The 23,539-nt window shown below is 67.6% G+C and carries 20 protein-coding genes, 1 tRNA gene and 1 pseudogene; 11 read left to right on the forward strand and 11 right to left on the reverse strand.

Annotated elements, in window-relative coordinates; genetic code table 11:
* Positions 1-9: 9 nt before the first annotated feature.
* From ACS5PM_RS13285 to ACS5PM_RS13295, 3 genes are all read right to left on the reverse strand, one after another.
* On the reverse strand, positions 10-711 hold the full coding sequence (locus ACS5PM_RS13285) for a pirin family protein (RefSeq protein ID WP_439388215.1): 702 nt from the start codon (positions 709-711) through the stop codon (positions 10-12).
* A gap of 100 nt (positions 712-811) precedes the next feature.
* On the reverse strand, positions 812-1,420 hold the full coding sequence (locus tag ACS5PM_RS13290; protein ID WP_439388216.1) for a hydrolase: 609 nt from the start codon (positions 1,418-1,420) through the stop codon (positions 812-814).
* Positions 1,421-1,755: 335 nt separating this feature from the next.
* Positions 1,756-2,748 carry a LysR substrate-binding domain-containing protein gene (locus ACS5PM_RS13295; protein ID WP_439388106.1) on the reverse strand — a complete coding sequence of 331 codons (993 nt, stop codon included), beginning with the start codon at positions 2,746-2,748 and terminating at the stop codon, positions 1,756-1,758.
* A 64-nt stretch (positions 2,749-2,812) separates the two neighbouring features.
* Between ACS5PM_RS13295 and ACS5PM_RS13300 the strand changes: the two genes are divergently transcribed.
* Positions 2,813-3,241 carry a DoxX family protein gene (locus ACS5PM_RS13300; protein ID WP_439388107.1) on the forward strand — a complete coding sequence of 143 codons (429 nt, stop codon included), beginning with the start codon at positions 2,813-2,815 and terminating at the stop codon, positions 3,239-3,241.
* A 41-nt stretch (positions 3,242-3,282) separates the two neighbouring features.
* Entirely contained in the window at positions 3,283-3,882 is a 600-nt protein-coding gene (gene wrbA / locus ACS5PM_RS13305) for an NAD(P)H:quinone oxidoreductase (RefSeq protein ID WP_439388108.1), read from the forward strand.
* 483 nt (positions 3,883-4,365) lie between these two features.
* Here the strand turns inward: wrbA and ACS5PM_RS13310 are convergent.
* From ACS5PM_RS13310 to ACS5PM_RS13320, 3 genes are all read right to left on the reverse strand, one after another.
* Positions 4,366-4,442 (reverse strand) — tRNA-Val (locus ACS5PM_RS13310).
* A gap of 48 nt (positions 4,443-4,490) precedes the next feature.
* Positions 4,491-6,770, reverse strand: a complete 2,280-nt coding sequence (locus ACS5PM_RS13315) for a RelA/SpoT family protein (protein WP_439388109.1) — start codon at positions 6,768-6,770, stop codon at positions 4,491-4,493.
* Positions 6,767-7,642 carry an alpha/beta fold hydrolase gene (locus ACS5PM_RS13320; protein WP_439388110.1) on the reverse strand — a complete coding sequence of 292 codons (876 nt, stop codon included), beginning with the start codon at positions 7,640-7,642 and terminating at the stop codon, positions 6,767-6,769. The genes ACS5PM_RS13315 and ACS5PM_RS13320 overlap by 4 nt, the downstream gene beginning before the upstream one ends.
* Positions 7,643-7,700: 58 nt before the next feature.
* Between ACS5PM_RS13320 and ACS5PM_RS13325 the strand changes: the two genes are divergently transcribed.
* The 5 genes from ACS5PM_RS13325 to ACS5PM_RS13345 all read left to right on the forward strand — a co-directional run bounded on the left by ACS5PM_RS13325 (position 7,701) and on the right by ACS5PM_RS13345 (position 12,566).
* Complete coding sequence (locus ACS5PM_RS13325) at positions 7,701-8,480, forward strand: 3-hydroxybutyrate dehydrogenase (RefSeq protein ID WP_439388111.1); 780 nt, start codon at positions 7,701-7,703, stop codon at positions 8,478-8,480.
* A gap of 266 nt (positions 8,481-8,746) precedes the next feature.
* Positions 8,747-9,481: an osmolarity response regulator transcription factor OmpR gene (gene ompR / locus ACS5PM_RS13330; RefSeq protein WP_439388112.1), complete on the forward strand. Its 735-nt coding sequence runs from the start codon at positions 8,747-8,749 to the stop codon at positions 9,479-9,481.
* Positions 9,482-9,498: 17 nt separating this feature from the next.
* Positions 9,499-10,830 carry a sensor histidine kinase family protein gene (locus ACS5PM_RS13335; RefSeq protein WP_439388113.1) on the forward strand — a complete coding sequence of 444 codons (1,332 nt, stop codon included), beginning with the start codon at positions 9,499-9,501 and terminating at the stop codon, positions 10,828-10,830.
* Between the two features lie 195 nt (positions 10,831-11,025).
* Positions 11,026-12,036, forward strand: coding sequence for a hypothetical protein (locus tag ACS5PM_RS13340; protein WP_439388114.1), 1,011 nt, complete (start codon positions 11,026-11,028; stop codon positions 12,034-12,036).
* Positions 12,033-12,566: a hypothetical protein gene (locus tag ACS5PM_RS13345; protein ID WP_439388115.1), complete on the forward strand. Its 534-nt coding sequence runs from the start codon at positions 12,033-12,035 to the stop codon at positions 12,564-12,566. Before ACS5PM_RS13340 ends, ACS5PM_RS13345 begins: the two co-directional genes overlap by 4 nt.
* Positions 12,567-12,603: 37 nt before the next feature.
* On the opposite strand, the gene ACS5PM_RS13350 is transcribed toward ACS5PM_RS13345, so the two are convergent.
* The 3 genes from ACS5PM_RS13350 to ispD all read right to left on the reverse strand — a co-directional run bounded on the left by ACS5PM_RS13350 (position 12,604) and on the right by ispD (position 14,591).
* Entirely contained in the window at positions 12,604-13,197 is a 594-nt protein-coding gene (locus ACS5PM_RS13350) for a chalcone isomerase family protein (protein WP_439388116.1), read from the reverse strand.
* Between the two features lie 172 nt (positions 13,198-13,369).
* The gene (ispF, locus tag ACS5PM_RS13355; RefSeq protein ID WP_439388217.1) at positions 13,370-13,858 is read right to left on the reverse strand and encodes a 2-C-methyl-D-erythritol 2,4-cyclodiphosphate synthase; all 489 of its coding nucleotides are present in this window, start codon (positions 13,856-13,858) and stop codon (positions 13,370-13,372) included.
* Positions 13,859-13,874: 16 nt separating this feature from the next.
* Complete coding sequence (gene ispD / locus ACS5PM_RS13360) at positions 13,875-14,591, reverse strand: 2-C-methyl-D-erythritol 4-phosphate cytidylyltransferase (protein ID WP_439388117.1); 717 nt, start codon at positions 14,589-14,591, stop codon at positions 13,875-13,877.
* Between the two features lie 80 nt (positions 14,592-14,671).
* Between ispD and mfd the strand changes: the two genes are divergently transcribed.
* A complete protein-coding gene (gene mfd, locus ACS5PM_RS13365; protein WP_439388118.1) occupies positions 14,672-18,199 on the forward strand; it encodes a transcription-repair coupling factor in 3,528 nt (1,175 codons plus the stop codon).
* A 92-nt stretch (positions 18,200-18,291) separates the two neighbouring features.
* On the opposite strand, the pseudogene ACS5PM_RS13370 reads toward mfd, so the two are convergent.
* A pseudogene (locus ACS5PM_RS13370) lies at positions 18,292-19,255 on the reverse strand (LysR family transcriptional regulator).
* A 98-nt stretch (positions 19,256-19,353) separates the two neighbouring features.
* Between ACS5PM_RS13370 and ACS5PM_RS13375 the strand changes: the two are divergent.
* From ACS5PM_RS13375 to ACS5PM_RS13385, 3 genes are all read left to right on the forward strand, one after another.
* Positions 19,354-20,598 carry an MFS transporter gene (locus ACS5PM_RS13375; protein ID WP_439388119.1) on the forward strand — a complete coding sequence of 415 codons (1,245 nt, stop codon included), beginning with the start codon at positions 19,354-19,356 and terminating at the stop codon, positions 20,596-20,598.
* A gap of 29 nt (positions 20,599-20,627) precedes the next feature.
* Positions 20,628-21,050, forward strand: coding sequence for a YciI family protein (locus ACS5PM_RS13380; protein WP_439388120.1), 423 nt, complete (start codon positions 20,628-20,630; stop codon positions 21,048-21,050).
* 120 nt (positions 21,051-21,170) lie between these two features.
* Positions 21,171-22,139 carry a hypothetical protein gene (locus ACS5PM_RS13385; protein ID WP_439388121.1) on the forward strand — a complete coding sequence of 323 codons (969 nt, stop codon included), beginning with the start codon at positions 21,171-21,173 and terminating at the stop codon, positions 22,137-22,139.
* A 48-nt stretch (positions 22,140-22,187) separates the two neighbouring features.
* Here the strand turns inward: ACS5PM_RS13385 and ACS5PM_RS13390 are convergent, their stop codons facing one another.
* Positions 22,188-23,522 carry a hypothetical protein gene (locus ACS5PM_RS13390; protein WP_439388122.1) on the reverse strand — a complete coding sequence of 445 codons (1,335 nt, stop codon included), beginning with the start codon at positions 23,520-23,522 and terminating at the stop codon, positions 22,188-22,190.
* Positions 23,523-23,539 lie beyond the last annotated feature (17 nt).

The following is a 23,539-nucleotide window of genomic DNA, read 5'->3' on the forward strand; positions in this document are numbered from 1 at the left end:
CCTGTCCGGTCAAGGGGCGAGGTCAAAAACCAGCACTTCGGCGTCGTGGCCGCCCTGCAGGTTCAGTTGCGATTCGCCCTCGATCTTCAGCGCGTCGCCCGCTCCCAGCGCTTGACCATTCACGGACAGCTTGCCCCGCACCAGGTGGACATAGGCCTTCCGTTCAGGGTTCAGCGGGATCTTCGCCGCCTCCTCGCCATCGAACAAGCCGGCATACAGCGAAGCATCCGCGTGGATCTTGACGGCATGGCCGCCGCCGGCCGGTGACGCAATCAGCGACAGGCGCCCGCGCTTCGATTCGGTCGGAACGGTCTTCTGCTCGTAGCTCGGAGCGATGCCGCGCTGGCTGGGATGGATCCAGATCTGGAGGAAGTGCGTCGTGCGATCAGGAGCATGGTTGAACTCGCTGTGGCGCACACCGGTGCCGGCGGACATCCGCTGCACATCGCCCGGCGGAATGCCTTTGACATTGCCCATGCTGTCCCGGTGGGCCAGTTCCCCATCGAGCACGTAGCTGATGATCTCCATGTCGCGGTGGCCGTGGGTCCCGAACCCGCCGCCAGGCGCTACACGGTCCTCGTTGATCACGAGCAGGTTGCCCCAGCCCTGATGGGCCGGATCGAAGTACTCGGCAAAGGAGAAGCTGTGTGCCGACTGCAGCCAGCCGTGGTCGGCGTGGCCGCGGTCTTCTGATCGTCTCAGTGTCAGCATGGTCGGTTCCTTCAAGTGAATCGGAAATGGATTGAGCCGCCGGATCTGGGCGGCGACCCATCGTGCGTGAGCACGGCGAGTCGCCGCTCCGGTCAGCGGATTACTTCTTGGCGCCCTTGCCTTCGCCGGCATCGGCGCCCAGCATGGCCTTGGCGTATTCGAGGCCCACGCCGTAGGCACCACCGTGCTCGAGCGCGATCTTCACCGTGGCGTCGTAGGTGCTCTGGCGGGCCCAGTCACGCTGGTACTCGAGCAGCAACTGCATCCAGGTGATCGGCACGGCGCCGGCTTGAACCATGCGGGTGACGGCCATGTCGTGGGCTTCCTTGGTCACGCCGCCCGAGGCATCCGTGACGATGTAGACCTCGTAGCCCTCTTCCAGCGCCGCGAGTGCGGGCATCGTCAGGCAGACCTCGGTCCACAGCGCCGCCATCACCAGCTTCTTCTTGCCGGTCTTCATGACCGCTTCGCGGAAGTTCTTGTCTTCCCACGAGTTCATCGTCGTGCGATCGATGACCTTCGCGTCCGGGAACACCGCCTTGACGCCGGCGAACAGCGGGCCTGAGAAGCTCTTCTCCGCCACCGTGGTCAGGATGGTGGGCACGTTGAAGGCCTTGGCAGTCTTGGCCAGCGCCACCGAGTTGTTGGTCAGCAGCGTACGGTCGATGCTCTGCACCGCGAAGCCCATCTGCGACTGGTGATCGATCATGATCACGGCCGAGTTCTGCGGCGACAGCAGCTTCTTGGCGTCACCAGGAGCCTGCTGCGCATGAGCGGCGGACAGCACACCCACTGCAAAAAGGGCCGTTGCGAACTTGCGAAAGATCGAGGTCATCATTCACTCCGATATGCGAGGTTTTCGAACGCGGGAGGATTCCCGTATTGAGCGGGTTTCTCACTCGCGAAACCCCCGCTACAGGAGTGATTCTTCGCCTGCCGATTCCCCTTCGGTTCTCAAGTCTTCGCCCGGAATGATCGAATTGTTCGAACATCCCATAGCGCCTCGCAGATGGGCTGCAGCAGGCCCCTGCTCTCAGCTGATCGTCAGTACTCTGCCACCCACGCCTGCGAAGCACGGCTGAGGAACTGAAGCACAAGATCGGTGTCGCCAAGCGTGTCGCGCCACCACTTCAAAGCCTTGCCCTGCTCGGAAGTTCGCCAGGCGAGCAGCACCTGATCATCGGGCTTCGGCTCCTCGACCTGCTTCTCGACCAGCAGGCCCTTCTTCAAGGCGGAGCGCACGAACAAGCGTGGCAGAAAGCCCACCCCCAGGCCGGCAACCTGCAGCGCGTACTTGGTGCGCATGTCGGGCACGGCCAGAACCTGCTGCCCTCTCAGCAGGCCGACTGTCCGCGTCGGCAGGCGACGGGCCGTGTCGGAGACGACGATCGTGCGGTGCTTGCGAACCACTTCGCTGGGCAATGTCCCCTTCCATTCGGCCAGAGGATGCTTGGGTGCCACGCAGAAGCAGAACTGGAGTTCAGTGAGCTTCTTCGAGCGAAAACCTCCGCCTGACGGCCCTTGCCCCACCGCCACGATGACGTCCGCCCTGCCGTCGAGCAGAGCCTCCCAAGGTCCGGTCATGACCTCGCTCATGAGCTTGACCCGCGTAGCCGGGGCGTCCACGCAGAATCGCTCGAAGAGCGACCCGAACATCAGCGGCGGGATCAGGGCATCGACCGCAATTCGAATCTCGTTCTCCCAACCATCAGCCACGCGCTTGACGCGGCACTCCAGGTCATCCGCGGCCTGGAGCAGTACTCGACCTTCCTCTAGCAGTTCCCGGCCTGCAGGGGTCAGCTCGACTTTGGGCCCATGTCGGAAGAAGAGAGTGACCTCCAGATCGCTCTCAAGCTTGGCCACCGAGTAGGAAACGGTCGAAGTTACCTTGTTGAGCAGCAGACCCGCGCCGGAGAACGAGCCCGCACGGGCGATCGCATCGAGGAGTTCGATCCCTTCAAGCGTGAGGCGGCGCATGGCACTCCAAACAGTGATCTCACGAGGTTCGACGAAATCGAACGCCAGGTGCGGAACCATGAGACATGGTATGGCCGCACGTGTCCGAAGATTCTCCCCGACAACCAACCCGTAGGAGCCTCTTGTGAACACATCCTCTCTGCCGTCAAACGGCCAAAACACCGCCGCCCTTGCCGGTCGCCTTCTGCTGGCGGCCCTTTTCCTGCCCGCCGGCATCAGCAAGCTCACCGGCTTCCAAGGCGCCGTGGGCTACATCACATCGGTTGGCCTGCCGTTGCCGACCATCGCTGCGGCGCTGGCCCTCGTGCTCGAGATCGCCGGCGGGATTGCCTTGCTTGCCGGGGCTGGCACGCGCATCGCTGCGCTCGCGCTGGCCTTCTTCACCTTGGTCGCGTCCGTCTTCTTCCACGCGTACTGGAGCGCCCCCGCCGACCAGCAGTTTGTCCAGCAGCTTCTCTTCTACAAGAACATCGCCGTGGTCGGCGGCCTGCTGACCCTGGCTGCCTGGGGTGCCGGCGCCTGGAGCGTGGACGCACGCCGCGCCACGTCCTGATACCGCAATCCGATCAATTCCCCCAACGCCAGGCCACAGCCATGTCCAAAGTCCTCGTCCTCTACTACTCGTCCTACGGTCACATCGAGACCATGGCCACCGCCATTGCCGAGGGCGCTCGAAGCGCGGGCGCCAGCGTCGACATCAAGCGCGTGCCGGAGACCGCGCCGTCTGAAGTCGCCAAGGCCGCCCACTTCAAGCTCGACCAGGCCGCTCCCGTCGCCACGATCGACGACCTGCCGAACTACGATGCCATCATCGTTGGCGCACCCACGAGATTCGGTCGCATGCCGGCGCAAATGGCCTCCTTCCTGGATCAGGCCGGTGGCCTGTGGGCCCGCGGGGCGCTCAATGGCAAGGTTGGCGCAGCGTTCACCTCGACCGCCACCCAACACGGCGGCCAAGAGGTGACACTGTTCTCGATCATCACCAACCTGATGCACTTCGGCATGACCATCGTAGGGCTGCCGTACAGCCACCAAGGCCAGATGACACTGGATGAGGTAGTCGGCGGCAGTCCGTACGGCGCGACGACGATTTCGGGTGGACAAGGCCAACGCCAACCCAGCGCCATTGAACTGGAAGGTGCCCGCCATCAAGGCCGCTTGGTTGCGGAGACTGCCAACAAGCTGTTTGGCTGACCAGTGACGACCCGGACGCGATCCGGGCTCGCGAAGTCGGCCGGGCGGCGCCAGGTGCCGCGGCCCGTGGAGTTGCGGCAGCACCGGGCGTCTCGACAGATGGGTGCAAGGCCACCCCGCCCTGAAGTGCAAGATCGATCGACTGCTTTGACCTCAGGAGGTGGGCTTCTCCCTCACCTCGTCGACAGGGCTAGCAGCGACCGCCTGCTGCGCTTTGAGTGCGCGCTGGCTGGGGCCCGCCGTGCACTGACCTTCGCTGCCAGATTGGCTCCGTTCGGCCACAGCCAGCCCATCTAAAGCGGCTGCTATGAGGTCGAGCGTTCCATGAGCACCTCATCAAGGCGCTCGCGACAGAACCCGGGATACGGAGATCGCCAGAAAAGCCGTCGGGACGTGAACTGCATGCGGGACACGAACGGAGCCCGGCAGGCCGATTGAAACGACAACGCCGACAAGTCAAGTGCTTGTCGGCGTTGGGTATTTTGGTAGGCGCGATTGGATTCGAACCAACGACCCCCACCATGTCAAGGTGGTGCTCTAACCAACTGAGCTACGCGCCTGCGAAGCCTTGAACTATAGCAGGATTTCGAGCACCCTCAGTTGAAGCGTCACTTCCGTCGTACGTGCCGGACGCCCGCCACGCGTGCGACCTGGGTCATCACCTGCTTCAGGCGCGATGCGTCGGCGACCTCGACGGTGAAGGTCATCCAGGCAGTCTTGCCTTCGGCGTCGCGCACGGATTGGGTGTGCACGCCGGTGACGTTCATCTTTTCCTTGGCGAAGACTTCGGAGATGTCGCGCAGCAGGCCCTGGCGATCGCTGGCCTCAATCTGCACGTCCACCGGATAGGCTGCGTCCCGGCCCTGCGGCGTCGCGCCCCACTCCACCGCGATGACGCGTTCGGGCATCCGCTCGGCCATGTGGCGGAAGTTGCTGCAGTCGCGGCGATGGATGGCCACCCCCTTGCCTCGGGTGACGAAGCCGCCTATCGGATCGGGCGGCGCCGGGCGGCAGCAACGCGCGAGATTGGTCAGCAGCGACTCGACACCCACGACCAGCACCCCGCCCTTGGCGCCCGTGGTATCGGCCCTCGAGCGACGCAGCGCGGGCATCTCGTCGCTTTCGGGCGCCGCCTCCGGCGGGCGCAGCAGCGTCTCGATGTTGCGCAGCGAATACTCGTCCTTGCCCACCACCTCGAACAGGGCCTGCGCGTCGCGAAAGCCGAGCTTGTCGGCCAGGTCGTCTAGCTTGAGGGCGGTCTTGCCTTCGCGCTGCAGGAGTCTTTCCACCGACTCCCGCCCGCGGGCGATGGTCTCGTGCTGTGCGAGCGCGTTGAACCAGGCTCGCACCTTGGCCCGTGAGCGCGGGCTGTGCAGGTAGCCCAGCTCGGCGTTCAACCAATCGAGCGAAGGTCCGCCCTCCTTGGTCGCGATCACCTCCACCGTCTGGCCGTTGGCCAGGCGGGTATGGAGCGGCACCATCACGCCATCGACCTTGGCGCCTCGGCAGCGGTGGCCGAGGTCGGTGTGCACGGCATAGGCGAAATCGATGGGCGTGGCACCGGCCGTCAGCTCTATCACCGTGGCTTGTGGCGTGAAGACGTAGATGCGGTCGTCGAAGGCCACGCCCTCGGCGGCGGCCGCGCCGGCGCCCTGGGCAGAGAAATCGCGCTCCCACGCCAGCAGCTGACGCAGCACCGCCTTGCGCGCCTCGGCGATGCGTTCCTCGAACTCGCCAGCTGCACTGACACCCGAATAGCCCTTGGTGCCGGCCTCCTTGTAGGCCCAGTGCGCCGCGACGCCGTACTCCGCATGCTCGTGCATGGCCTGGGTGCGGATCTGCACTTCCACCGGCCGGCCGTCGTCCCCCAGCACCACCGTGTGCAGCGATCGGTAGCCATTCGGCTTGGGTTTGGCGATGTAGTCGTCGAACTCGCCGCTGACGGGTGAGTAGCGCTCGTGAACGCGGCTCAGGGCCGCATAGCAGGCAGGGATGTCGGCGACGATGACGCGCAGGGCACGCACGTCGAGCACGCGGTCGAAGTCGAGCCGCTTGCCCTGCATCTTCTTCCAGATGCTGTAGAGGTGCTTGGGCCTTCCATAGACCAGTGCCGCCACGCCATGCATGTTCAAGTCCTCGGCCATCTGCTGGCGCACTGCCTCGATGCTGGCCTCGCGCTCGACGCGCTTCTCATGCAGCAGGTTGGCGATGCGGCGGTATTCCTCCGGTTGCAGGAAGCGGAAGGCCAGGTCCTCCAGCTCCCACTTGATCTGCCAGATGCCGAGCCGGTTGGCCAGCGGCGCGAACACCTGCTGGGTTTCAGCAGCCAGGGCCGCCGGGCACGCCCGCTTGGCCGCCGCATACCAGCGCAGGGTCTGCAGCCGCGAAGCCAGCCGCAGGAGCACGACCCGCAGGTCGCGCGAAAAGGCCAGCAGCATCTTGCGAACGCGCTCCGTCTGGCGCGCCTGGAACTCCAGCTCCACCTGGGCCTCGCGAGCTGCCCGCTGGATCTGCACCAGCTTGCGCGTGAGCGACACCAGACTCGCATAGGACTCGCCGAAGGCCTTGGCCACCACCTCCTCGGGCCGCTGGAGGAAGTCGCCTGCATAGACAAGGTAGGCCGCCGCCTGCAGCGCCGGCGCTCCACCGATGGCCTTCAGCACGTGCGCGACACCTTCCGCGTGGTCGAAAGCGTCCTCCCCGGTATCCAGCACACGACCGCGCAAAAGCGGCTCGGCGAAGGCGCGTGCACGCTCCAGCGCATTGGTGCTTCCCTCTGCCGGCGTGGCCGGCCTGGCCACCGTCGGCAGCGGCGTGGCACTCAGGTCGTCCGCCAGGACGACGATGGGCGCTGAGGGTTCGTCAAGGGTGGCTTGTTGGCTCTTCATGGGCCGAGCAGGAACTGCCGCACGACCTGCACCTGATCCGGCTGCACCAGCGTGGGCGCGTGGCCGACGCCGGCGAACTCATGCACGAGGGCCCTGGGACCGCGCGCGGCCATTTGATCCGCGGTCTCGCGACTCAGCAGATCCGATTGCGCGCCGCGCAGCAGCAGCGTCGGGCAGCGGATCCGGTCGTAGGTCTGCCAGGCTATCGACTCGCCGGCGGCCGCCACCTGGGGCGTCACGGCACGGAAAGGAACGGCGATGGACGGGTCGTAATGGGGCTTGAAGCCGTCGCCGTCTCGCTTGAGCTGGGGCTCGGACAAGGCCAGCCATTGCTCCCGCGTGTGGGGACCGAAGCTTTGCGAAATAACCCACAGCGCGTCGGCCGCCTCTTCAAGCGTCGCCCAATGCGCTGGCGCGCCGAGGTACTGGCCGATGCGCACCAGCGATTCATACTCGATCTTCGGCCCCACATCGTTGAGCACCAGCCGGCTGATCGGCGAATCCTTCATGCCCGCCAGCGTGAGCCCGATCAGGCCTCCCATCGAAGTGCCTACCCAGTGCACCTCGTTCGCCTGCAGGCGAGCGAGCAGCGTGACCATGTCGCCCACGTACTGCGGGATGCCGTAGCCCATGGGATCGGCCAGCCAATCCGACCGGCCACGGCCCACCACGTCGGGGCAGACCACGCGGTACTCTGCGGCCAGCTCGCGCGCCAGCGTGTCGAAGTCACGTCCCTGTCGCGCCAGGCCATGGGCACACAGGAGGACCTTCGGGTTCGCTTCGTCGCCCCATTCGGCATACGACATGCGGTGCAGGCCACGCGAGTCCAGGCATTGAACGCTGCCCAAGCGAGGAAAAGGCGTGGCATTCATCTTTCAGCAAGGTCTCCATCCAGATAATCGACTGTAGCAACCCCTTCGGAGAATCGACATGCTCAACGCAAAGACCGCGCTCGTCACCGGATCCACCAGCGGCATCGGCCTAGGCATCGCGCAGGCGCTGGCGGCCCAGGGCGCGAACGTCATGCTCAACGGCTTCGGTGACGTGGAGGCCGCGAAGGCCGAGGTCGCCAAGGCGGCCACCGGCGGCGCCAAGGTCGGCTATCACGGGGCCGACATGAGCAAGCCGGCCGAGATCGAAGCCATGGTGAAGGCCTGTGAAGAACAGTTCGGGGCCCTCGACATCCTGGTCAACAACGCCGGCATCCAGCATGTCGCGCCGGTCGAGGAATTCCCAGTCGAACGCTGGGACGCGATCATCGCGATCAACCTGAGCTCGGCGTTCCACGCGATCCGTGTCGCCCTGCCGGGCATGAAGGCGCGTGGCTACGGTCGCATCATCAACGTGGCCTCGGTGCACGGGCTGGTGGCCTCCGCCCAGAAGTCGGCCTACGTCGCCGCCAAGCACGGCATCATCGGCCTGACCAAGACGGTGGCACTCGAGACGGCCACCACGCCGATCACCGTCAATGCCATCTGCCCGGGTTGGGTGCTGACGCCGCTGGTGCAGAAGCAGGTCGATGCCCGGGCAGCCCAGGGCGGCATCAGCAACGAGGAAGCCAAGCGCCAGCTCCTGGCCGAGAAGCAGCCCTCGCTGCAGTTCACCACCCCCGAAGAACTGGCCGGCCTGACGATCTTCCTGTGCTCGCCCGCGGCCTCCAACCTGCGCGGTGCGGCCATCAACGTCGACGGCGGGTGGGTCGCGCAGTAGCCTGCCGAACCCGGTTCTCCAGGGCCATCGGCGACTTCGCGGAAGGGCCTCTGTGGTCCCTTTTGGCGACTGGATGGGAGGTGGCGCAACATTTGTAACAGAGGGTCAGTCCTACGGGATCGACCTTTTTCGGCCTGCACAATGCCGCTGTTACAAATTTGGCCGCTGCCCGCAGCGCCAACAGCCCGCCGCCGGGCGTCCCCAGTCGACGAAGCCCTCTAAGGGGCCGACGCGCAGGGCGTCCTGGCGGCTCAAAGGAGAACCAGATGAGCACCAACGCCAACGCCCGCCCGGACCGCATCGTCGTCGTCGACGACGATGCCCGCATCCGAGACCTGCTGCGGCGCTACCTCACCCAGGAAGGGTTCGAGGTATTGCTGGCCGAAGACGCCAAGGCGCTGAACCGGCTGCAGACGCGAGAGACCATCGACCTGATCGTGCTGGACCTGATGCTGCCGGGCGAAGACGGCCTGTCGATCTGCCGCCGACTGCGGGCCGCCAACGACGCCACGCCGATCATCATGCTCACGGCCAAGGTGGAGGACGTGGACCGCATCGTCGGCCTGGAGGTGGGTGCCGACGACTACCTGCCCAAGCCCTTCAACCCGCGCGAGCTGCTGGCTCGCATCCATGCGGTGCTGCGGCGCCGCCCGGCCCAGGAGGCCCCTGGCGCGCCGGCCAAGGATCCCCAGGTCGTCACCTTCGGCCCCTTCGAGTTCGACCTGTCGCTGCGCCGCCTGACCAAGGACGGCGAGCAGATCACGCTCACCACCGGCGAGTTCTCGATGCTGAAGGCTCTGGTGCGTCACCCGCGCCAGCCGCTGTCGCGAGACAAGCTGGCCCAACTGGCCCGGGGTCGCGAGTTCGAGCCCTTCGACCGCAGCCTGGACGTGCAGATCTCGCGCCTGCGCAAGATGCTGGAGCCCGATCCTTCCAATCCGCGCTACATCCAGACCGTGTGGGGTGTGGGCTACGTCTTCGTGCCTGGCGACGCTCCATAAGCTAGGCCATCGCCTCGATGGCCTTCTCGCGCCCGCCCTTCGCGCTGAACCTCTTCTGGCGCACGTTCTTCCTGCTCGGCATCCTGCTGGTCGGAGGCGTGTTCGCCTGGGTGCAGACCTTGCGCCAGCTGGAGTTCGAGCCGCGCGCCGTGCTCGCCGCCCAGCAGGTCGCGAGCCTGGTGAACCTGTCCCGAGCGGCACTGCGCTTCTCGGACGGCATCAACCGCATCGCCGTGGTCAAGACCATGAGCGACCAGGAAGCCCTCAAGCTCACCCCGCGCGAACCGGGTGACCGTTGGGAGCCGTTCGAGACGGACCGATTCACTCGGCTGGTCGGCAACGAGCTGCGCAACCGCCTCGGCGAAGGCACGCTGGTCGCGCGAACGGTCAACGGCGTGCCGGCGCTCTGGGTCGGGTTCAACATCGAGCGGGACCCGTACTGGATCCAGACCGATGCGACACGCCTGCAGCCCCTCACGCCCGGCACCTGGTTCGTCTGGGTGGCGATCGCCCTGTCCGCCACGGTCATCGGCTCGGTGGCCATCGCCCGCGCCATCAACCGGCCGCTGCAGGACCTGAGCTTTGCGGCCAGCCGCATCCGCGAAGGCGAGTTCGACTCCAGGCTCGACGAGTCGACGCTGACGAGCGAGATCCGCGCCGTCAACATCGGCTTCAACCGCATGGCGCGCGAGCTTGCGAAGATCGAGGAGCAGCGCGCGGTGATGCTGGCCGGTATCAGCCATGACCTGCGCACTCCGCTGGCGCGCCTGCGCCTGGAGGCCGAGATCAGCGTGGCCGATGACGAAGCGCGTCGCAACATGGCGGCCGACATCGACCAGCTCGACGCCATCATCGACAAGTTCATGGACTACGCCCGGCCCGACGAGACCCGCACCGGTCCGGTCGACCTGACGCAGGTCATCGTGCGCGAGGCCGCGGCCTTTCGCGACGCCTCGCAGATCCGCATCTCGCTCAAGCTCACGCCGGGCCTGGTGGTCAAGGGCGACGACACCGAACTCGGCCGGGTCTTTGCCAACCTGTTCGAGAACGCCCGGCGCTATGGCCGCGGCATCGAGACCGGCATCACCAAGGTCAAGGTGACGCATGTACAGACCAGCGAGTCCGTGATCATCACGGTGCGCGACTACGGCCCGGGCGTGGCGCCCGAAAAGCTCGAGCACCTGACCACGCCGTTCTTTCGCGGCGACGCCGCCCGCACGGCGGCGACCGGCGCCGGCCTGGGCCTGGCGATCGTCAAGAAATCCCTGCAGAGGATGGATGGCAATCTCGAGCTGGCCAACGCGAAGGACGGCGGCCTGGTCGCCCACATCCGGCTCAAGCGCGCCTGACGTGCTACCGAGGCCAGGGCCGCGTGGCGTGCCGAGGCGTCTGGCGTGAAGAAATCGTGGTGATCGCGGCGGCCGGCTCGCGAATTCGATTCACATCCAGACACAATTGCGCCCGCCCATCGCGATCAGATGGGCCCGGGAAGCCGTTCGATCCAAGAAGCGCGCGCCCGGATCGCCAATCCGAGGGAGTCCCCCATGCACGCCTATCCTCGTGCCGCGCTCGCGGCACTGGTTTCATTCGCGCTTGCCGGCTGCGCCGGCCTGCAACCCACTCAGAACATGCCCCGCAACGTGGCCGCGGCGGTCCAGCCGGTCGACGTGAACGTCGGCATCAAGCAGCCCGAGCTCTACGCGGCCTACGAGATCTCGAATGCCGGACAGGCAGCAGCGGCCGGCTGCGGGGCGATCCCGGGCATCGGCATCCTGCTGGCGGCCGCGTGCGGCGGCGCTGCCGGTGCCATCGACGCCTCGGTCAATGCCTCGCGGGCCAAGGCCGCGGACGAGACGATCCGCCCCCTCAAGGACGAGATCGTCGACGTGCAATTCGACAAGGCGATGAACGACGCCGTGGCCGACGCCTTGAAGAACGTGCCGGGCATGTCCGTGGCGAGCGTGGTGATGACCAAGAACGTCGATCCGAAGGCGTATGACGCGGCCTTCCAGGCCTCGAAGTCGAATGGCGTCATGTTCGTGAACGTCGACTACCACATCAGCAAGGACTTCTCCACGCTGGAGATCTCGGCACGCGGGCTGCTGTACCCCCGCAGCGAAAGCGCCCGCACCGCGGCCGGTCTGCCGGCCGCCGTCCCCGCCGAGGGCCAGGGTGCCCTGGGCCTGCAACACACGGCCTACCGCGCAAATGTCTTCTTCCACCTGACGTTGCCCGTCAAGGCCACGGAGCCGGCGGACTTCATCGCCGCCTGGAAGGCCGACAACGCCAAGCTGCTGCGCACGGGCCTGGCGGACGGGACCACCCAGGTGGCTCGCCTGCTGGCCGAGGACATCCAGCGTCTGCCGGGCACGACCCCCGCTTCGCTGGGCAAGTCGGAAGCGGCGCCCGGCATCACGGCCGACGTGGTCGCCGAGCGCGACGGCGGCAAGCTGTTCCGCTATCCCGACGGTTCGATGCACTTCCAGGTGACGGCATCGATGCCCGCCAACGCGACGACTGCGGCCGCTGCCACCGGTGGCGCCACCGCCCAGTGAAGCACCTGCTGCTTCGCGGTGGCTTCGCGACGCTCGCCCTGGCGCTGAGCGCCTGTGCAGCAGACCGCGTGGCCGGCCTGAGGGCGTCGGCTGCGCGGCCGATGCCCGCCGCTTCGGCCACCACCGGGGCGGCGTGCGCCTTCGCCATCCGGTCGGTCGACGACAGGCGCGAGGACAAGAGTCTCGGCAAGGTCGTCCGCACGAAGGTCGACGGTGAAGGCTTCGCGACCTGGTTGGGGGACGGCCTGGCGGCCATCCCCGGCCACACCAGCGGCGCCGCACCGACGACGCTTCAGGTCGAGGTGCTGAAGGCCTACATCCAGTCCATCGGCTACCTGAAGTCGGCCAACCTGGTGGTCCGCGTCACGACGGTCGACCCGGCCGGACAGCGCCAGGCCACGTTCCGCGGCGTCAATGGCAGCACGAACTGGAACAGCAGCGAGGCCGAGATCCAGGAGGCGTTCGAACGCGCACTGGCGGACCTCCAGCAGCAGGTCGGCGCCGACCTCGCCAGCCACTGCTCGCGTTGACCCCGGTGGGCTGGGCCCAGCCCGGCCGTTGGGACGTTCAGTAGGAGCTACGCGCCTCGATGCCCAGCAAGCCGTCGCGCAAGGCCGCGTCCACCGGTTGCGGCCCCAGCCAGATGCGCAGCACCATGCCGAAGAACTCGGCATCGCCCACGGGCGCGCCCTGCGCCTGGCCCTGGATGTAGAACTGCGTTCCCTTGCCGGGCAGGTAGTCCATGGCGAAGGTGTCGCCGGTGGCGAGCTTGGACTTGCCCGAGAAGATCTCGATCAGCCGTGTCGACGACAGCGTGTGCCGCTGGACGGCATCGGCGCTGTTGTTCGCCTGCAGGCCCTTGATGAAGGCCAGGCCGAGGTCGGTGCCCGGCAGGTCGCGCAGGGCGATGAAGGCCAGGCGCTTGGGGCCCTGCATGTCGATGACCGCGGCGGCGCTGCCCGCCTTGGTGGGCAAGTACAACGCCATGTCGTAGACCTTGAACATCACGCGGTAGCGGGTGCCGCTGCCGTTGAGCACCAGGGAACTGCCGGAGACCTGCACCGTGCCGTCGAATCGGTTCACGCTGGCGGCCCGCACGCCGGCACTGGTGAGCAGTGTGGCCATCACCGCCACTGAGGCGCTACGGCGTCCGTGGTTCATTCCTAGGCTCCCTCGTTGCAATCGTCTTGGGCGGCGATGGTAAGCCGTGCCAGGACATGGCATCGAAACTGAACGGACTCACTGCGGGAAAACGAGGAGCGGCTGCGACACGCCCGCGTGCATTCCTCCAGGCGCCCGAAGTCCTGCCGGGCTGATCGCTGCAGGATCTGCTTCAGCCCCGCACCAGCAGGCACACCGCCCTGGTCTCTATGGCGCGCCCCTCCCCCACCGGCCCCATCCTCTCGGCCGTCTTGGCCTTGACATTGACCTGGTCGGGCTGCACGCCCAGCGCCTGGGCGATGCGCTGGCGCATGGACGGGATGTGAGGGGACATCTTGGGCGCCTGGGCGACGATGGTGGTGTCGACGTTGACCAGTTGCCAGCCTGCCTCGCGCACGCGACGCATGGCCTCGGCCAGCAGCACGGCCGAGTCGGCCCCCTTGAACTCGGCCGCCGTGTCGGGAAAGTGCCGGCCGATGTCGCCCAGCCCCGCGGCGCCGAGCACCGCATCGGTGATGGCATGCAGCAGGGCATCGGCATCGGAGTGGCCCAGCAAGCCGTGGCTGTGCGGGATGGTCACGCCGCCCAGCACGAGCGGGCGGCCGACCACCAGCGCGTGGGTGTCCCAGCCTTCGCCGACGCGCAGCGGGGGCAGTGTCATCGGGGCATTGCTCATCTCATTCCCTGCTGGCCATCAGCCGCTCGGCCAGCGCGAAGTCGCCCGGCCACGTCAGTTTGAAGTTCTCCCATTCGCCTCTGACCAGCTTCGGCTCGTGACCGAGGGCTTCGACGGCACTGGATTCATCGGTGACGCCGGCGCCGGCGTGAGCCAGGGCTGGCGCCAGCAGGCCGAGGCGGAACATCTGCGGTGTCTGCGCTGCCCACTTGCCGGCCCTGTCCACGGTGGAGGCCACTCGCTGCGCACGGCCCTCGGCCTTGAGCGTGTCGGCCAGTGGCAGTGCCAGCAGCCCGCCCACCTCGTCCTGCAGGCACTCGTCGATCAGCCGGTCCACCCACTCGGGGCGAATGAGGCAGCGGGCGGCGTCGTGAACCAGCACCCAATCCTGCGGCTGCGCGCCTCGCTCGCGAAGGGCGGCCAGGCCGTGGGCCACGGTCTCGGCTCGCGTCGATCCGCCGCAGCGCGCCACCCACGCCCGTTCGCCGGCATGCCACGTCAGCAGCTTCTCAAAGCAGTCGTCGTCGGGCGACAACACGACCAGCGTCGCGGCAATTCGCGTCACCGCGGCCAGCGCCTGCAGCGTGTGCGCGACCATCGGGCGCCCCGCGAGCGGCTCGTACTGCTTGGGCCCTGACGTGCCCGCTCGCTGGCCCACGCCCGCGCAAGGTACCAGTGCGTAACAGCGGGGCATGGTGCCTGGCGGTTCGATGATCATCGGCCGAATTCTAGAATCCGGCTTTCGCCCCACGCCGACCGAGTCGTCGCGGGGCGCATTGCATTGCACCCTCCCCCTTCATGCAACTGCCGTCCATCGCCCCGGGCAAGCGCTTCACGCTGCCCCGCCCCATCGGATCTGCTGACGCCCTGCTCCTGGCCCGTGTCGCCCAGGCACGTGCCGCGGAAGGCCGAATGCTCGCCATCGTCACCGCCGAGCCGGGCGACGCCCAGCGCCTGGCCGACGAGCTGCCCTTCTTCGTGCCCGGCCTGCGGGTGGCCGTCTTCCCCGACTGGGAAACCCTGCCCTACGACACCTTCAGCCCGCACCAGGACCTGATCTCCGAGCGCCTGGCCACGCTGTGGCGCATCCACCAGAAGGACGTGGACGTGGTGCTGCTGCCGGCCACCACGGCGCTGACGCACATCGCCCCGCCCTCCTTCCTGGCAGGCACCACGTTCCAGTTCAGGCAGAAGGCCAGGCTCGACGAGGCGGCGTTCAAGAGCCAGCTCACCCTCGCTGGCTACAGCCACGTGAGCCAGGTCGTCTCCCCGGGCGAGTACGCGGTGCGAGGCGGGTTGATCGACCTGTTTCCCATGGGCTCTCAGGTGCCCTATCGCGTGGACCTGTTCGACAACGAGATCGACTCGATCCGCACCTTCGACCCGGATTCGCAGCGCAGCCTCTACCCGGTGCCCGAAGTTCGCCTGCTGCCAGGCCGCGAATTCCCCATGGACGACGCGGCGCGCACGAGCTTTCGCAAGCGCTGGCGCGAGCACCTCGAGGGCGATCCGACCAAGTCGCGCATCTACAAGGACATCGCGCAGGGCATCGCCACCGCCGGCATCGAGTACTACCTGCCTCTGTTCTTCGACGAGCCGGCGACCATCTTCGACTACTTCGACAGCGCAACCGCCGGGCCGCCCCCAGGCTCCGCGCTCCCGTCGGGTGACGGCGGCCGGTCGGCCGGCGCCCAGGGGCCTGGTTCCACCATGCTCGTCCTGCACGGCGAGGTGGACGAAGCGTTGCAGCGCTTCTGGGCGGACACGCGCGAGCGTCACCGCTTCCTTCAGCACGACCCCGACCGGCCGGTGCTGCCGCCGGAGAGCATCTTCCTGCGGGTGGAGGACTTCTTCGCCCGCGTCGGCCACCACGCCGCCTTGAGCCTGCGCGGCCACGAACCGGTCGATTGGGCCCGCCCGCTGCCAGACGTTTCGGCCGATCGAGGCGCCACCGAGCCGCTCGCCACGCTCGAAAAGCACCTCGACACCACGCCCCATCGGGTACTGCTGGTGGCCGAGAGCGAAGGCCGGCGAGAGAGCCTGCTCGAGCTGCTGCGCGACCACCAGATCGAGGTGCCCAGCGTCGGCACGCTGGCCGAATTCGAGGCGGGCAGCGAGAAGGTGGCGATCACCGCGGCCCCCCTTGCCGCCGGCTTCCACTGGCATGACGCGGAGTCGGGCCGCGAGATCCAGTTCGTCACCGAGACCGAGCTGTTCGCCAGCGCGCCCAGCACCCGCCGCCGAAGGAAGCAGGAGCAGACCAGCAGCGTCGACGCCCTGATCAAGGACCTGTCCGAGCTGAAGATCGGCGATCCGGTCGTCCACGCGAGCCACGGCATCGGCCGCTACCAGGGCCTGCTGCACATCGACCTCGGCGACGGCCCGTCGGAGTTCCTGCACCTGACCTACGCCGACAACGCCACGCTGTACGTGCCGGTGGCGCAACTGCACCTCATCAGCCGCTACACCGGCGTCAGCGCCGAGGAGGCGCCGCTGCACAAGCTGGGCAGCAACCAGTGGGAGAAGGCGCGTCGGAAGGCCGCCGAGCAGGTACGCGATACCGCCGCCGAGCTGCTGAACCTGTACGCATTGCGAGCCGCACGCGAGGGCCTGGCGCATCGCTTCTCGCCCCACGACTACGAGGCCTTCGCCGCCAGCTTCGGCTTCGAGGAGACGCCCGACCAGCGCGCCGCCATCCACGCGGTGATCCAGGACATGATCAGCCCGAAGCCCATGGACCGGCTGGTCTGCGGCGACGTGGGTTTCGGCAAGACGGAGGTCGCGCTGCGCGCGGCCTTCGTGGCCGTGCACGGCGGCAAGCAGGTCGCCTTGCTCGCGCCCACGACCCTGCTCGCCGAGCAGCATTACCAGACCATCGCGGATCGCTTCGGCAAGTGGCCGGTGAAGGTGGCCGAGCTCTCGCGCTTCCGCACCGCGAAGGAGGTGCAGGCCGCGCTGGAAGGCATCGAGGCCGGCACGGTGGACATCGTCGTCGGCACGCACAAGCTGCTGAGCAAGGACGTCAAGTTCAAGCGCCTCGGCCTGCTGATCATCGACGAGGAGCATCGCTTCGGCGTGCGCCACAAGGAGGCCATCAAGGCCATGCGTGCCGAGGTGGACGTGCTGACCCTCACCGCGACGCCCATCCCCCGCACGCTGGGCATGGCGCTCGAGGGCCTGCGGGATCTGTCCGTCATCGCCACCGCCCCGCAGCGCCGGCTGGCCATCAAGACCTTCGTCCGCAACGAGGGCACCGGCACCATCCGCGAAGCCGTGCTGCGCGAGTTGAAGCGGGGCGGCCAGGTCTACTTCCTGCACAACGAGGTCGAGACCATCGAGAACCGGCGCCAGAAACTGCAGGAGCTGCTGCCCGAAGCCCGTATCGGCGTGGCCCACGGCCAGATGCCCGAGCGCGAGCTCGAGCGCGTGATGCGCGACTTCGTCGCCCAGCGCCACAACCTGCTGCTGTGCTCGACCATCATCGAGACCGGCATCGACGTGCCGAGCGCCAACACCATCGTGATCAGCCGGGCCGACAAGTTCGGCCTGGCGCAGCTGCACCAGCTCCGCGGGCGCGTCGGCCGCAGCCACCACCAGGCCTATGCCTACCTGCTGGTGCCGGATGTCGAGGGCCTGACCAAGCAGGCGGCGCAGCGGCTGGAGGCCATCCAGGAGATGGAGGAACTGGGCTCCGGCTTCTACCTCGCCATGCACGACCTGGAGATCCGCGGCGCCGGCGAGGTGCTGGGCGACAGCCAGAGCGGCAACATGATGGAGGTCGGGTTCCAGCTCTACAACGACATGCTGTCGGAGGCCGTGCGCGCCCTGAAGAACGGCGAGGAGCCCGACCTGCTCTCGCCCACCTCCGGCATCTTCGGCAGCACGACCGAGATCAATCTCCACGCCCCTGCCCTGCTGCCGGACGCCTACTGCGGCGACGTGCACATGCGCCTGTCTCTCTACAAGCGCCTGGCCAGTGCCGAGCGCATGGAGCACCTCGACACCCTGCTGGAAGAGGTCACCGACCGCTTCGGCAAGCTGCCGACCCAGGGCCAGACGCTGTTCGATACGCATCGCCTGCGCATCCAGGCCAAGCCCTACGGCGTGCAGAAAATAGACGCCGGCCCGCGGCTGATGAACATCACCTTCCGTCCCAACCCGCCCATCGATTCGATGCGCATCATCGAACTGGTGCAGAAGAACCGCCACATCAAGCTGGCAGGAAACGACAAGCTGCGCATCGACCGCGAGATCGCCGAGCCGCGCGAGCGGGCGCAGTTCGTGCGGGACACGCTGCGGGCGCTGGGGCAGCCGGTGGCCGGTTGAGCATCGCGCCTTCAGCTCTTCGGTGGGCCGGAGTCGAACGCACGAAACGGCTGCAAGGATTTCCTGCCGATCGGACAGAGACCCCATCCATCTCAATCCAGACGCTTGGCAAGGCCGTCGCCGTGAGGTGCCGCGGCCCCGACCACTCTGGGCATCGCGTGCTTCATGGCCTCGACAAAACGCCTCAAGCGGGCCGGATAGAAGGTGGCATGCCGATAGGCCAGGAAGACGGGCAGCGGCGGCGCGGACCACTCCGGCACCACCTGCACCAGTTGCCCCCTCGCCACCTCATCGGCAACCACCCAGGCGGAGACCACCGCGAGCCCCAGACCGAGCAAGGCGGCGCTGCGCAGGGCATAGAGACTGTCCGTGCTCATGCGCGGCTTGATGGCGACCCGCCATGCCTGGCCGGTGCTCGAGTGCAGCAGGGTCACTTCGTTGCGGTAGTAGGTCCGCAGGGCGAGCCAAGGCAAGCCCTCCAGAGCAGCGGGATCGGCCGGAGGCGGCCGCCGGCCAAGCAGGGCCGGCGCGGCCACGACGATCCGCTTCACCTCGGAGAGCTTGATGGCCACCGCCGAGGGATCGCTCACCTCGCCCACCTGGATGGCGCAGTCCACGCCTTCGGCCACCATGCTCCGGGTCGTCCTGCAACAGCCATTCGACGGTGACGCCGGGATACTGCTGCAGGTAGCGCACCAGCGGCTCGATCAACTGCTGCTGTCCGAAGGCGTGCGGCGCCACCACCCGCAGCGTCCCTTCGGGCTCGTCGCCCACGCCTCGCAAGTCCGCCTCGAAGGCCTCCCAGCCCATGAGGAGCTCCTTCGCGCGGTCATAGCAACGCTGCCCGTCCTCCGTGAGCTTCATCGAATGGGTCGAACGCTGCAGCAGGCGAACACCGAACCACTGCTCCAGCGCCTGCAACCGGCGGCTGACCGTCGGCTGGGTGGCGCCCAGCTGCGCCGCGGCGCCCGAGAGGCTGCCGGCCTCGACGATGCGTACGAACGTCTGCATCAGCAGAACGCGGTCGATGGGCGCGTCTGTGGGCGTCTTGGCCATGCATCCAGCGTATATCAGTTCTGCCCTCCAGAGGGCTACCGCCTGGGGTGCGCACCCCTGACACTCCGGGCGTCCTCAACCTTTCCCGGAATATCCGCGTGAGCTCCATTCAACGAACGCATGAGAAGCCGACGCCCGCACTGCTTTCCGGGCCCATGATTCTTCTTCTCGCCAGCGGCGCCGGCCTGTCGGTCGCCTGTCTGTATTACGCGCAGCCGATGCTCGGCGTCCTGGCGGAAGAGACCGCAGCCTCGGTGCGCGCGGTCGGGCTCGTCCCGACTTCCACGCAGCTGGGCTACGCACTCGGGATCCTCCTGCTGGCACCCCTCGGTGACAGGCTGGACCGCCGCAGGATCATCCTGGCCAAGGCGGCCGTGCTGTGCGTCGCGCTCCTGCTTGCCGGCGCCGCCCCTACCGTCGGCGTCCTGCTGGCGGCCAGCCTGGCGATCGGACTGGCGGCCACCCTGGCCCAGGACATCGTGCCCGCCGCCGCAACGCTCGCTCCCGAGCAGCATCGTGGCAAGGTGGTCGGCACCGTCATGACCGGCCTGCTGCTGGGGATCCTGCTGTCTCGCGTGGTCAGCGGCTTCGTGGCCGAGCACTTCGGCTGGCGCACGATGTTCGTCGCCGCCGCGGTCAGCATCGCCGCTTTCGGGACGGCGGCCTGGCGTGGTCTGCCTCGTTTCCAGCCGACGACGCATCTGCGCTACGGCGAGCTGCTCGGCTCGCTGGTGCCGTTGTGGCAACGGCACGGCGGCCTGCGCCGCGCGGCCCTGGCCCAGGCCCTCCTGGCGGTGGGCTTCAGCGCCTTCTGGTCGACGCTGGCCGTCATGCTGCATGGCGCCCCCTTCCACCTGGGCAGCTCGGTGGCCGGCGCCTTCGGACTGGCCGGTGCCGCGGGCGCGCTGGCAGCACCGCTCGCGGGGCGCCTGGCCGACAAGCGCGGCGCCGAATGGGTCACCCGGCTGGCGACCGGCCTCGTGGTGGCGTCGTTCGCTCTCATGGCAGTCGGGACCGTGCTGCCCGCAAGCGCTCAGCTGGGCCTGCTGGCCGTGGCAGCCATAGGCTTCGACCTGGGGTTCCAGGCGACGCTCATCGCGCACCAGACCATCGTCTACGGCCTGGAGCCGCCGGCGCGCAGCCGGCTCAACGCGGTGCTCTTCGTGCTGATGTTCGCGGGCATGGCCCTCGGGTCCGCCGGGGGCAGCCTGCTGTTCGCGCAATGGGGTTGGCCGGCCGTCATCGGGCTGTCGACCACGAGCGCCCTGGCCGCCCTGCTCGTCCGCCTGTGGCCGACGAGTCGCCGCCATGTTGTCGAATCGGCCCCGTCCCGTTCGTCGTGAGAATGAACGCCCACTCAAGGAGATACGACATGCGATTCATGGTGATGGTCAAGGCCACTGCAGACAGCGAAGCCGGCGTGATGCCCAGCCAGGAGCTCCTGGCCGCCATGGGCCAGTTCAACGAGGAGCTGGTCAAGGCCGGCATCATGCAGGCGGGTGAAGGCCTGCATCCCAGCTCCAGGGGCGCCCGCGTGCGCTTCTCGGGCCAGGCGCGCACCGTCGTCGACGGCCCGTTCGCCGAGACCAAGGAGCTGGTCGCCGGCTTCTGGCTCTGGAAGTGCGCCTCGCTGCAGGAGGCCATCGAATGGGTCAAGCGCTGCCCCAACCCGATGCCGACCGAGTCCGAGATCGAGATCCGGCAGATCTTCGAGGCCGAGGACTTCGGCGAAGCCTTCACGCCCGAGCTGCGCGAACAGGAAGAAAAGCTCCGCGCGCAGATCGACAAGCAGTAGGCCCACCCACCTTGAGGGGTGGTTGCACCCCGAGGCGGGTCCTAAGCTGCAGCGGCCGGCCGGCCGCCCTGCGCGGCAGGTCGCTCACTCGTGTTTCCCACCCCCTCAAGGAGAAGGTTCATGAATTGGAGCCGTCACCTCTGCGCCGCTGTGCTGGCCGCAACGTCCCTCGCCGCGCCGGCGGCCGGAGCTTCATCGTTGACCACGGTCGGCAGCGTGCCGGAGGCTCGCCGCCCTGCTGGCGTGCCGCCCGAGTACGTCGTCACGCCGAACGGCCTGTTTCACCCGTCGTGCGTCGTGAAGGTCGAGGAAGGTCAGCGCCTGTCGGCCAGCGGCGCGGTGCTGCGCGCCGACGGCAGCATCGCCGAGCCGGCCGGTGCCTGTGCATATCCGCGTTTCGTGGTGCATGGGGACGCGGTCGAAAGGGTCGAACCCGGAATGCAACCCGACTACAGCGGGTGGGTCGCGCGAAGCGACTCGAACGCCAACATCACCCCGCCGGCCGGCAGCTCGGACGCGATCTTCAACGTGCCGAGCGCTCCAACCACCAAGAACGGCCAGGTGCTGTACTACTTCCCGGGCCTGGAGGACGGCGGGGCAGTGCAGACCATCCTGCAGCCGGTGCTGGCCTGGAACGGTTTCAACGACGCCCGCTGGACCATGACCAACTGGAACTGCTGCAAGAGCGGCAAGACCTGGCACGGCGCCACCATCCCGGTGAACACCGGCGACAAGATCAAGGGCACGATGAAGGGCAGCAACTGCACCGGTGGGGTCTGCGCCAACTGGATGATCTCGAGCACCGACAAGACCACCGGCCAGAAGACCAGCTTCAACACCGAGTCCTACGGCCAGGCCTTCGACTGGTACTTCGGCGGCGTCAAGGAGGTCTACTTCGTCACGCAGTGCAGCCAGTACCCCGCCAACGGCAGCATCAGCTTCAAGAAGGTCCACTTCTACGACACCGCCGGGGTCGAGACGACGCCGGCGGACTGGAACCACTGGGTGGCCGGCGGCGTGCCGGCCTGCAACTACCAGGTCACCACCAGCACCCACACGACGACCATCACCTTCACTGCGGCGCAGTGAGATGAAGTGAAGGCGCGGCGGCTCGATCCCATGGGACGCCGCCGCCGCTCAGTCGGCGCCGGCCGCCACGTAGCGCGCGATGGCGAACTCGACCGTCTTGTCGCTGCTCGTCGCCTGGAAGCCCACTGCGACGATCTTGCCGTCCGGCTGCATCGCGGCGCCGTTCGCCCCGCCGTTGAGTTGGCCGAAGGAGGTGCGCACGCGGCCGTTCTTCCCGAAGCTCGCGTCTAGCGCGCCACTGGTGTCCAGCCTCGCCAACACGAAGTCGGAATCCGACGATTCGGAATCGGGGAAGCCAACCAGGACGACCTTGCCGTCCGGCTGCAGCAGCACGCTGTTGGCCCGCTCGCAGCAGCTGCCGAAGTGCAGCCTGGTCTTGCCCTTGCTGCCGAAGGACTTGTCGAGCGTGCCGTCGGCGTTGTAGCGCGCTGCGGCGTAGCGCGTGTCGCCGAACGCCAGGCTGGCGAAGCCGGCGGCGACGATCCTGCCGTCCGGCTGCAGCACGGCCGCGCGGGCCTGGTCGAAGTTCTGCACACCGAAGTCCGTCCGCACCTTGCCGCCCTGGCCGAAGCTGCTGTCGAGCGAGCCGTCGGGCAGGTAGCGCGCCAGGGCGAAGTCGTAGTAGCGGGTCGGGTTCTTGGCCGAGCCGGCGGCCACGATCTTTCCGTCGGGCTGGATGAGCACGGCCAACGCGTCGTCGTTGAAGCCGTCGAAGTCGGTCAGCACCTGACCGCCGTTGCCGAAGCTGCTGTCCGGTGAGCCGTCGGCGTTGTAGCGCGCCAAGCCGAAGTCGGTGTTGGACGAGTCGTCGGTGGAGAAATCGACGAACACCGTGCCGGCCGCGACGATCTTGCCGTCTGGTTGCAGGGCCAGGCCGAAGGCGTAGCTGCCATGGCCGAAGTTCGTGGTCACGATGCCGCCGTTGCCGAAGCCGGCGTCCAGGGTGCCATCGGCGTTGTAGCGTGCGATCTCGAAGTTGCCGGCGAAGACGAACAGCGGGTAGGCGCCGCCGGCCACCAGGATCTTGCCGTCGGGCTGAACGACGACGGACGAGGGCGTGGCCGCAAGGCCCGGGAAGTCTGTCGTCACCCGGCCCTTGGTGCCGAAGCTGTCGTCCAGCCGGCCATCGGCGGTGTAGCGGGCGATGGCGAAATCCTCGTGCGAATAGTCGTTGTTCTGGTAGGTGGTCCCCGCGACGACGATCTTGCCGTCCGGCTGCACCGCCACGGCGTGGGCCAGGTCGGCCCCGCCGTGGAAGTCGGTCATCTTCAGGCCGCCGCGGCCGAAGCTCGGGTCCAGGTCGCCGTCCGCGGCTCGGGCCGCCTGCGCCACGAGCCCGCAGGCGAACACCATCGTTGCCAACGCTGCCAAGGCCTTGCTCATGTCTGCGCTCCGGTTCG

It is taken from the genome of Ideonella flava (genome assembly GCF_051857595.1).
In the GTDB taxonomy this organism is placed as follows: Bacteria; Pseudomonadota; Gammaproteobacteria; order Burkholderiales; family Burkholderiaceae_C; genus Ideonella.

Excerpts from the sequence above, each read along its gene's own strand:
- ACS5PM_RS13285 (WP_439388215.1), bottom strand. The coding sequence starts at position 711 with ATGCTGACACTGAGACGATCAGAAGACCGCGGCCACGCCGACCACGGC.
- ACS5PM_RS13290 (WP_439388216.1), bottom strand. The coding sequence starts at position 1,420 with ATGATCGATCACCAGTCGCAGATGGGCTTCGCGGTGCAGAGCATCGAC.
- ACS5PM_RS13295 (WP_439388106.1), bottom strand. The coding sequence starts at position 2,748 with ATGGTTCCGCACCTGGCGTTCGATTTCGTCGAACCTCGTGAGATCACT.
- wrbA (WP_439388108.1), top strand. The coding sequence starts at position 3,283 with ATGTCCAAAGTCCTCGTCCTCTACTACTCGTCCTACGGTCACATCGAG.
- ACS5PM_RS13315 (WP_439388109.1), bottom strand. The coding sequence starts at position 6,770 with ATGAAGAGCCAACAAGCCACCCTTGACGAACCCTCAGCGCCCATCGTC.
- ACS5PM_RS13320 (WP_439388110.1), bottom strand. The coding sequence starts at position 7,642 with ATGAATGCCACGCCTTTTCCTCGCTTGGGCAGCGTTCAATGCCTGGAC.
- ACS5PM_RS13325 (WP_439388111.1), top strand. The coding sequence starts at position 7,701 with ATGCTCAACGCAAAGACCGCGCTCGTCACCGGATCCACCAGCGGCATC.
- ompR (WP_439388112.1), top strand. The coding sequence starts at position 8,747 with ATGAGCACCAACGCCAACGCCCGCCCGGACCGCATCGTCGTCGTCGAC.
- ACS5PM_RS13335 (WP_439388113.1), top strand. The coding sequence starts at position 9,499 with ATGGCCTTCTCGCGCCCGCCCTTCGCGCTGAACCTCTTCTGGCGCACG.
- ACS5PM_RS13340 (WP_439388114.1), top strand. The coding sequence starts at position 11,026 with ATGCACGCCTATCCTCGTGCCGCGCTCGCGGCACTGGTTTCATTCGCG.
- ACS5PM_RS13350 (WP_439388116.1), bottom strand. The coding sequence starts at position 13,197 with ATGAACCACGGACGCCGTAGCGCCTCAGTGGCGGTGATGGCCACACTG.
- ispF (WP_439388217.1), bottom strand. The coding sequence starts at position 13,858 with ATGACACTGCCCCCGCTGCGCGTCGGCGAAGGCTGGGACACCCACGCG.
- ispD (WP_439388117.1), bottom strand. The coding sequence starts at position 14,591 with ATGATCATCGAACCGCCAGGCACCATGCCCCGCTGTTACGCACTGGTA.
- mfd (WP_439388118.1), top strand. The coding sequence starts at position 14,672 with ATGCAACTGCCGTCCATCGCCCCGGGCAAGCGCTTCACGCTGCCCCGC.
- ACS5PM_RS13380 (WP_439388120.1), top strand. The coding sequence starts at position 20,628 with ATGCGATTCATGGTGATGGTCAAGGCCACTGCAGACAGCGAAGCCGGC.
- ACS5PM_RS13385 (WP_439388121.1), top strand. The coding sequence starts at position 21,171 with ATGAATTGGAGCCGTCACCTCTGCGCCGCTGTGCTGGCCGCAACGTCC.
- ACS5PM_RS13390 (WP_439388122.1), bottom strand. The coding sequence starts at position 23,522 with ATGAGCAAGGCCTTGGCAGCGTTGGCAACGATGGTGTTCGCCTGCGGG.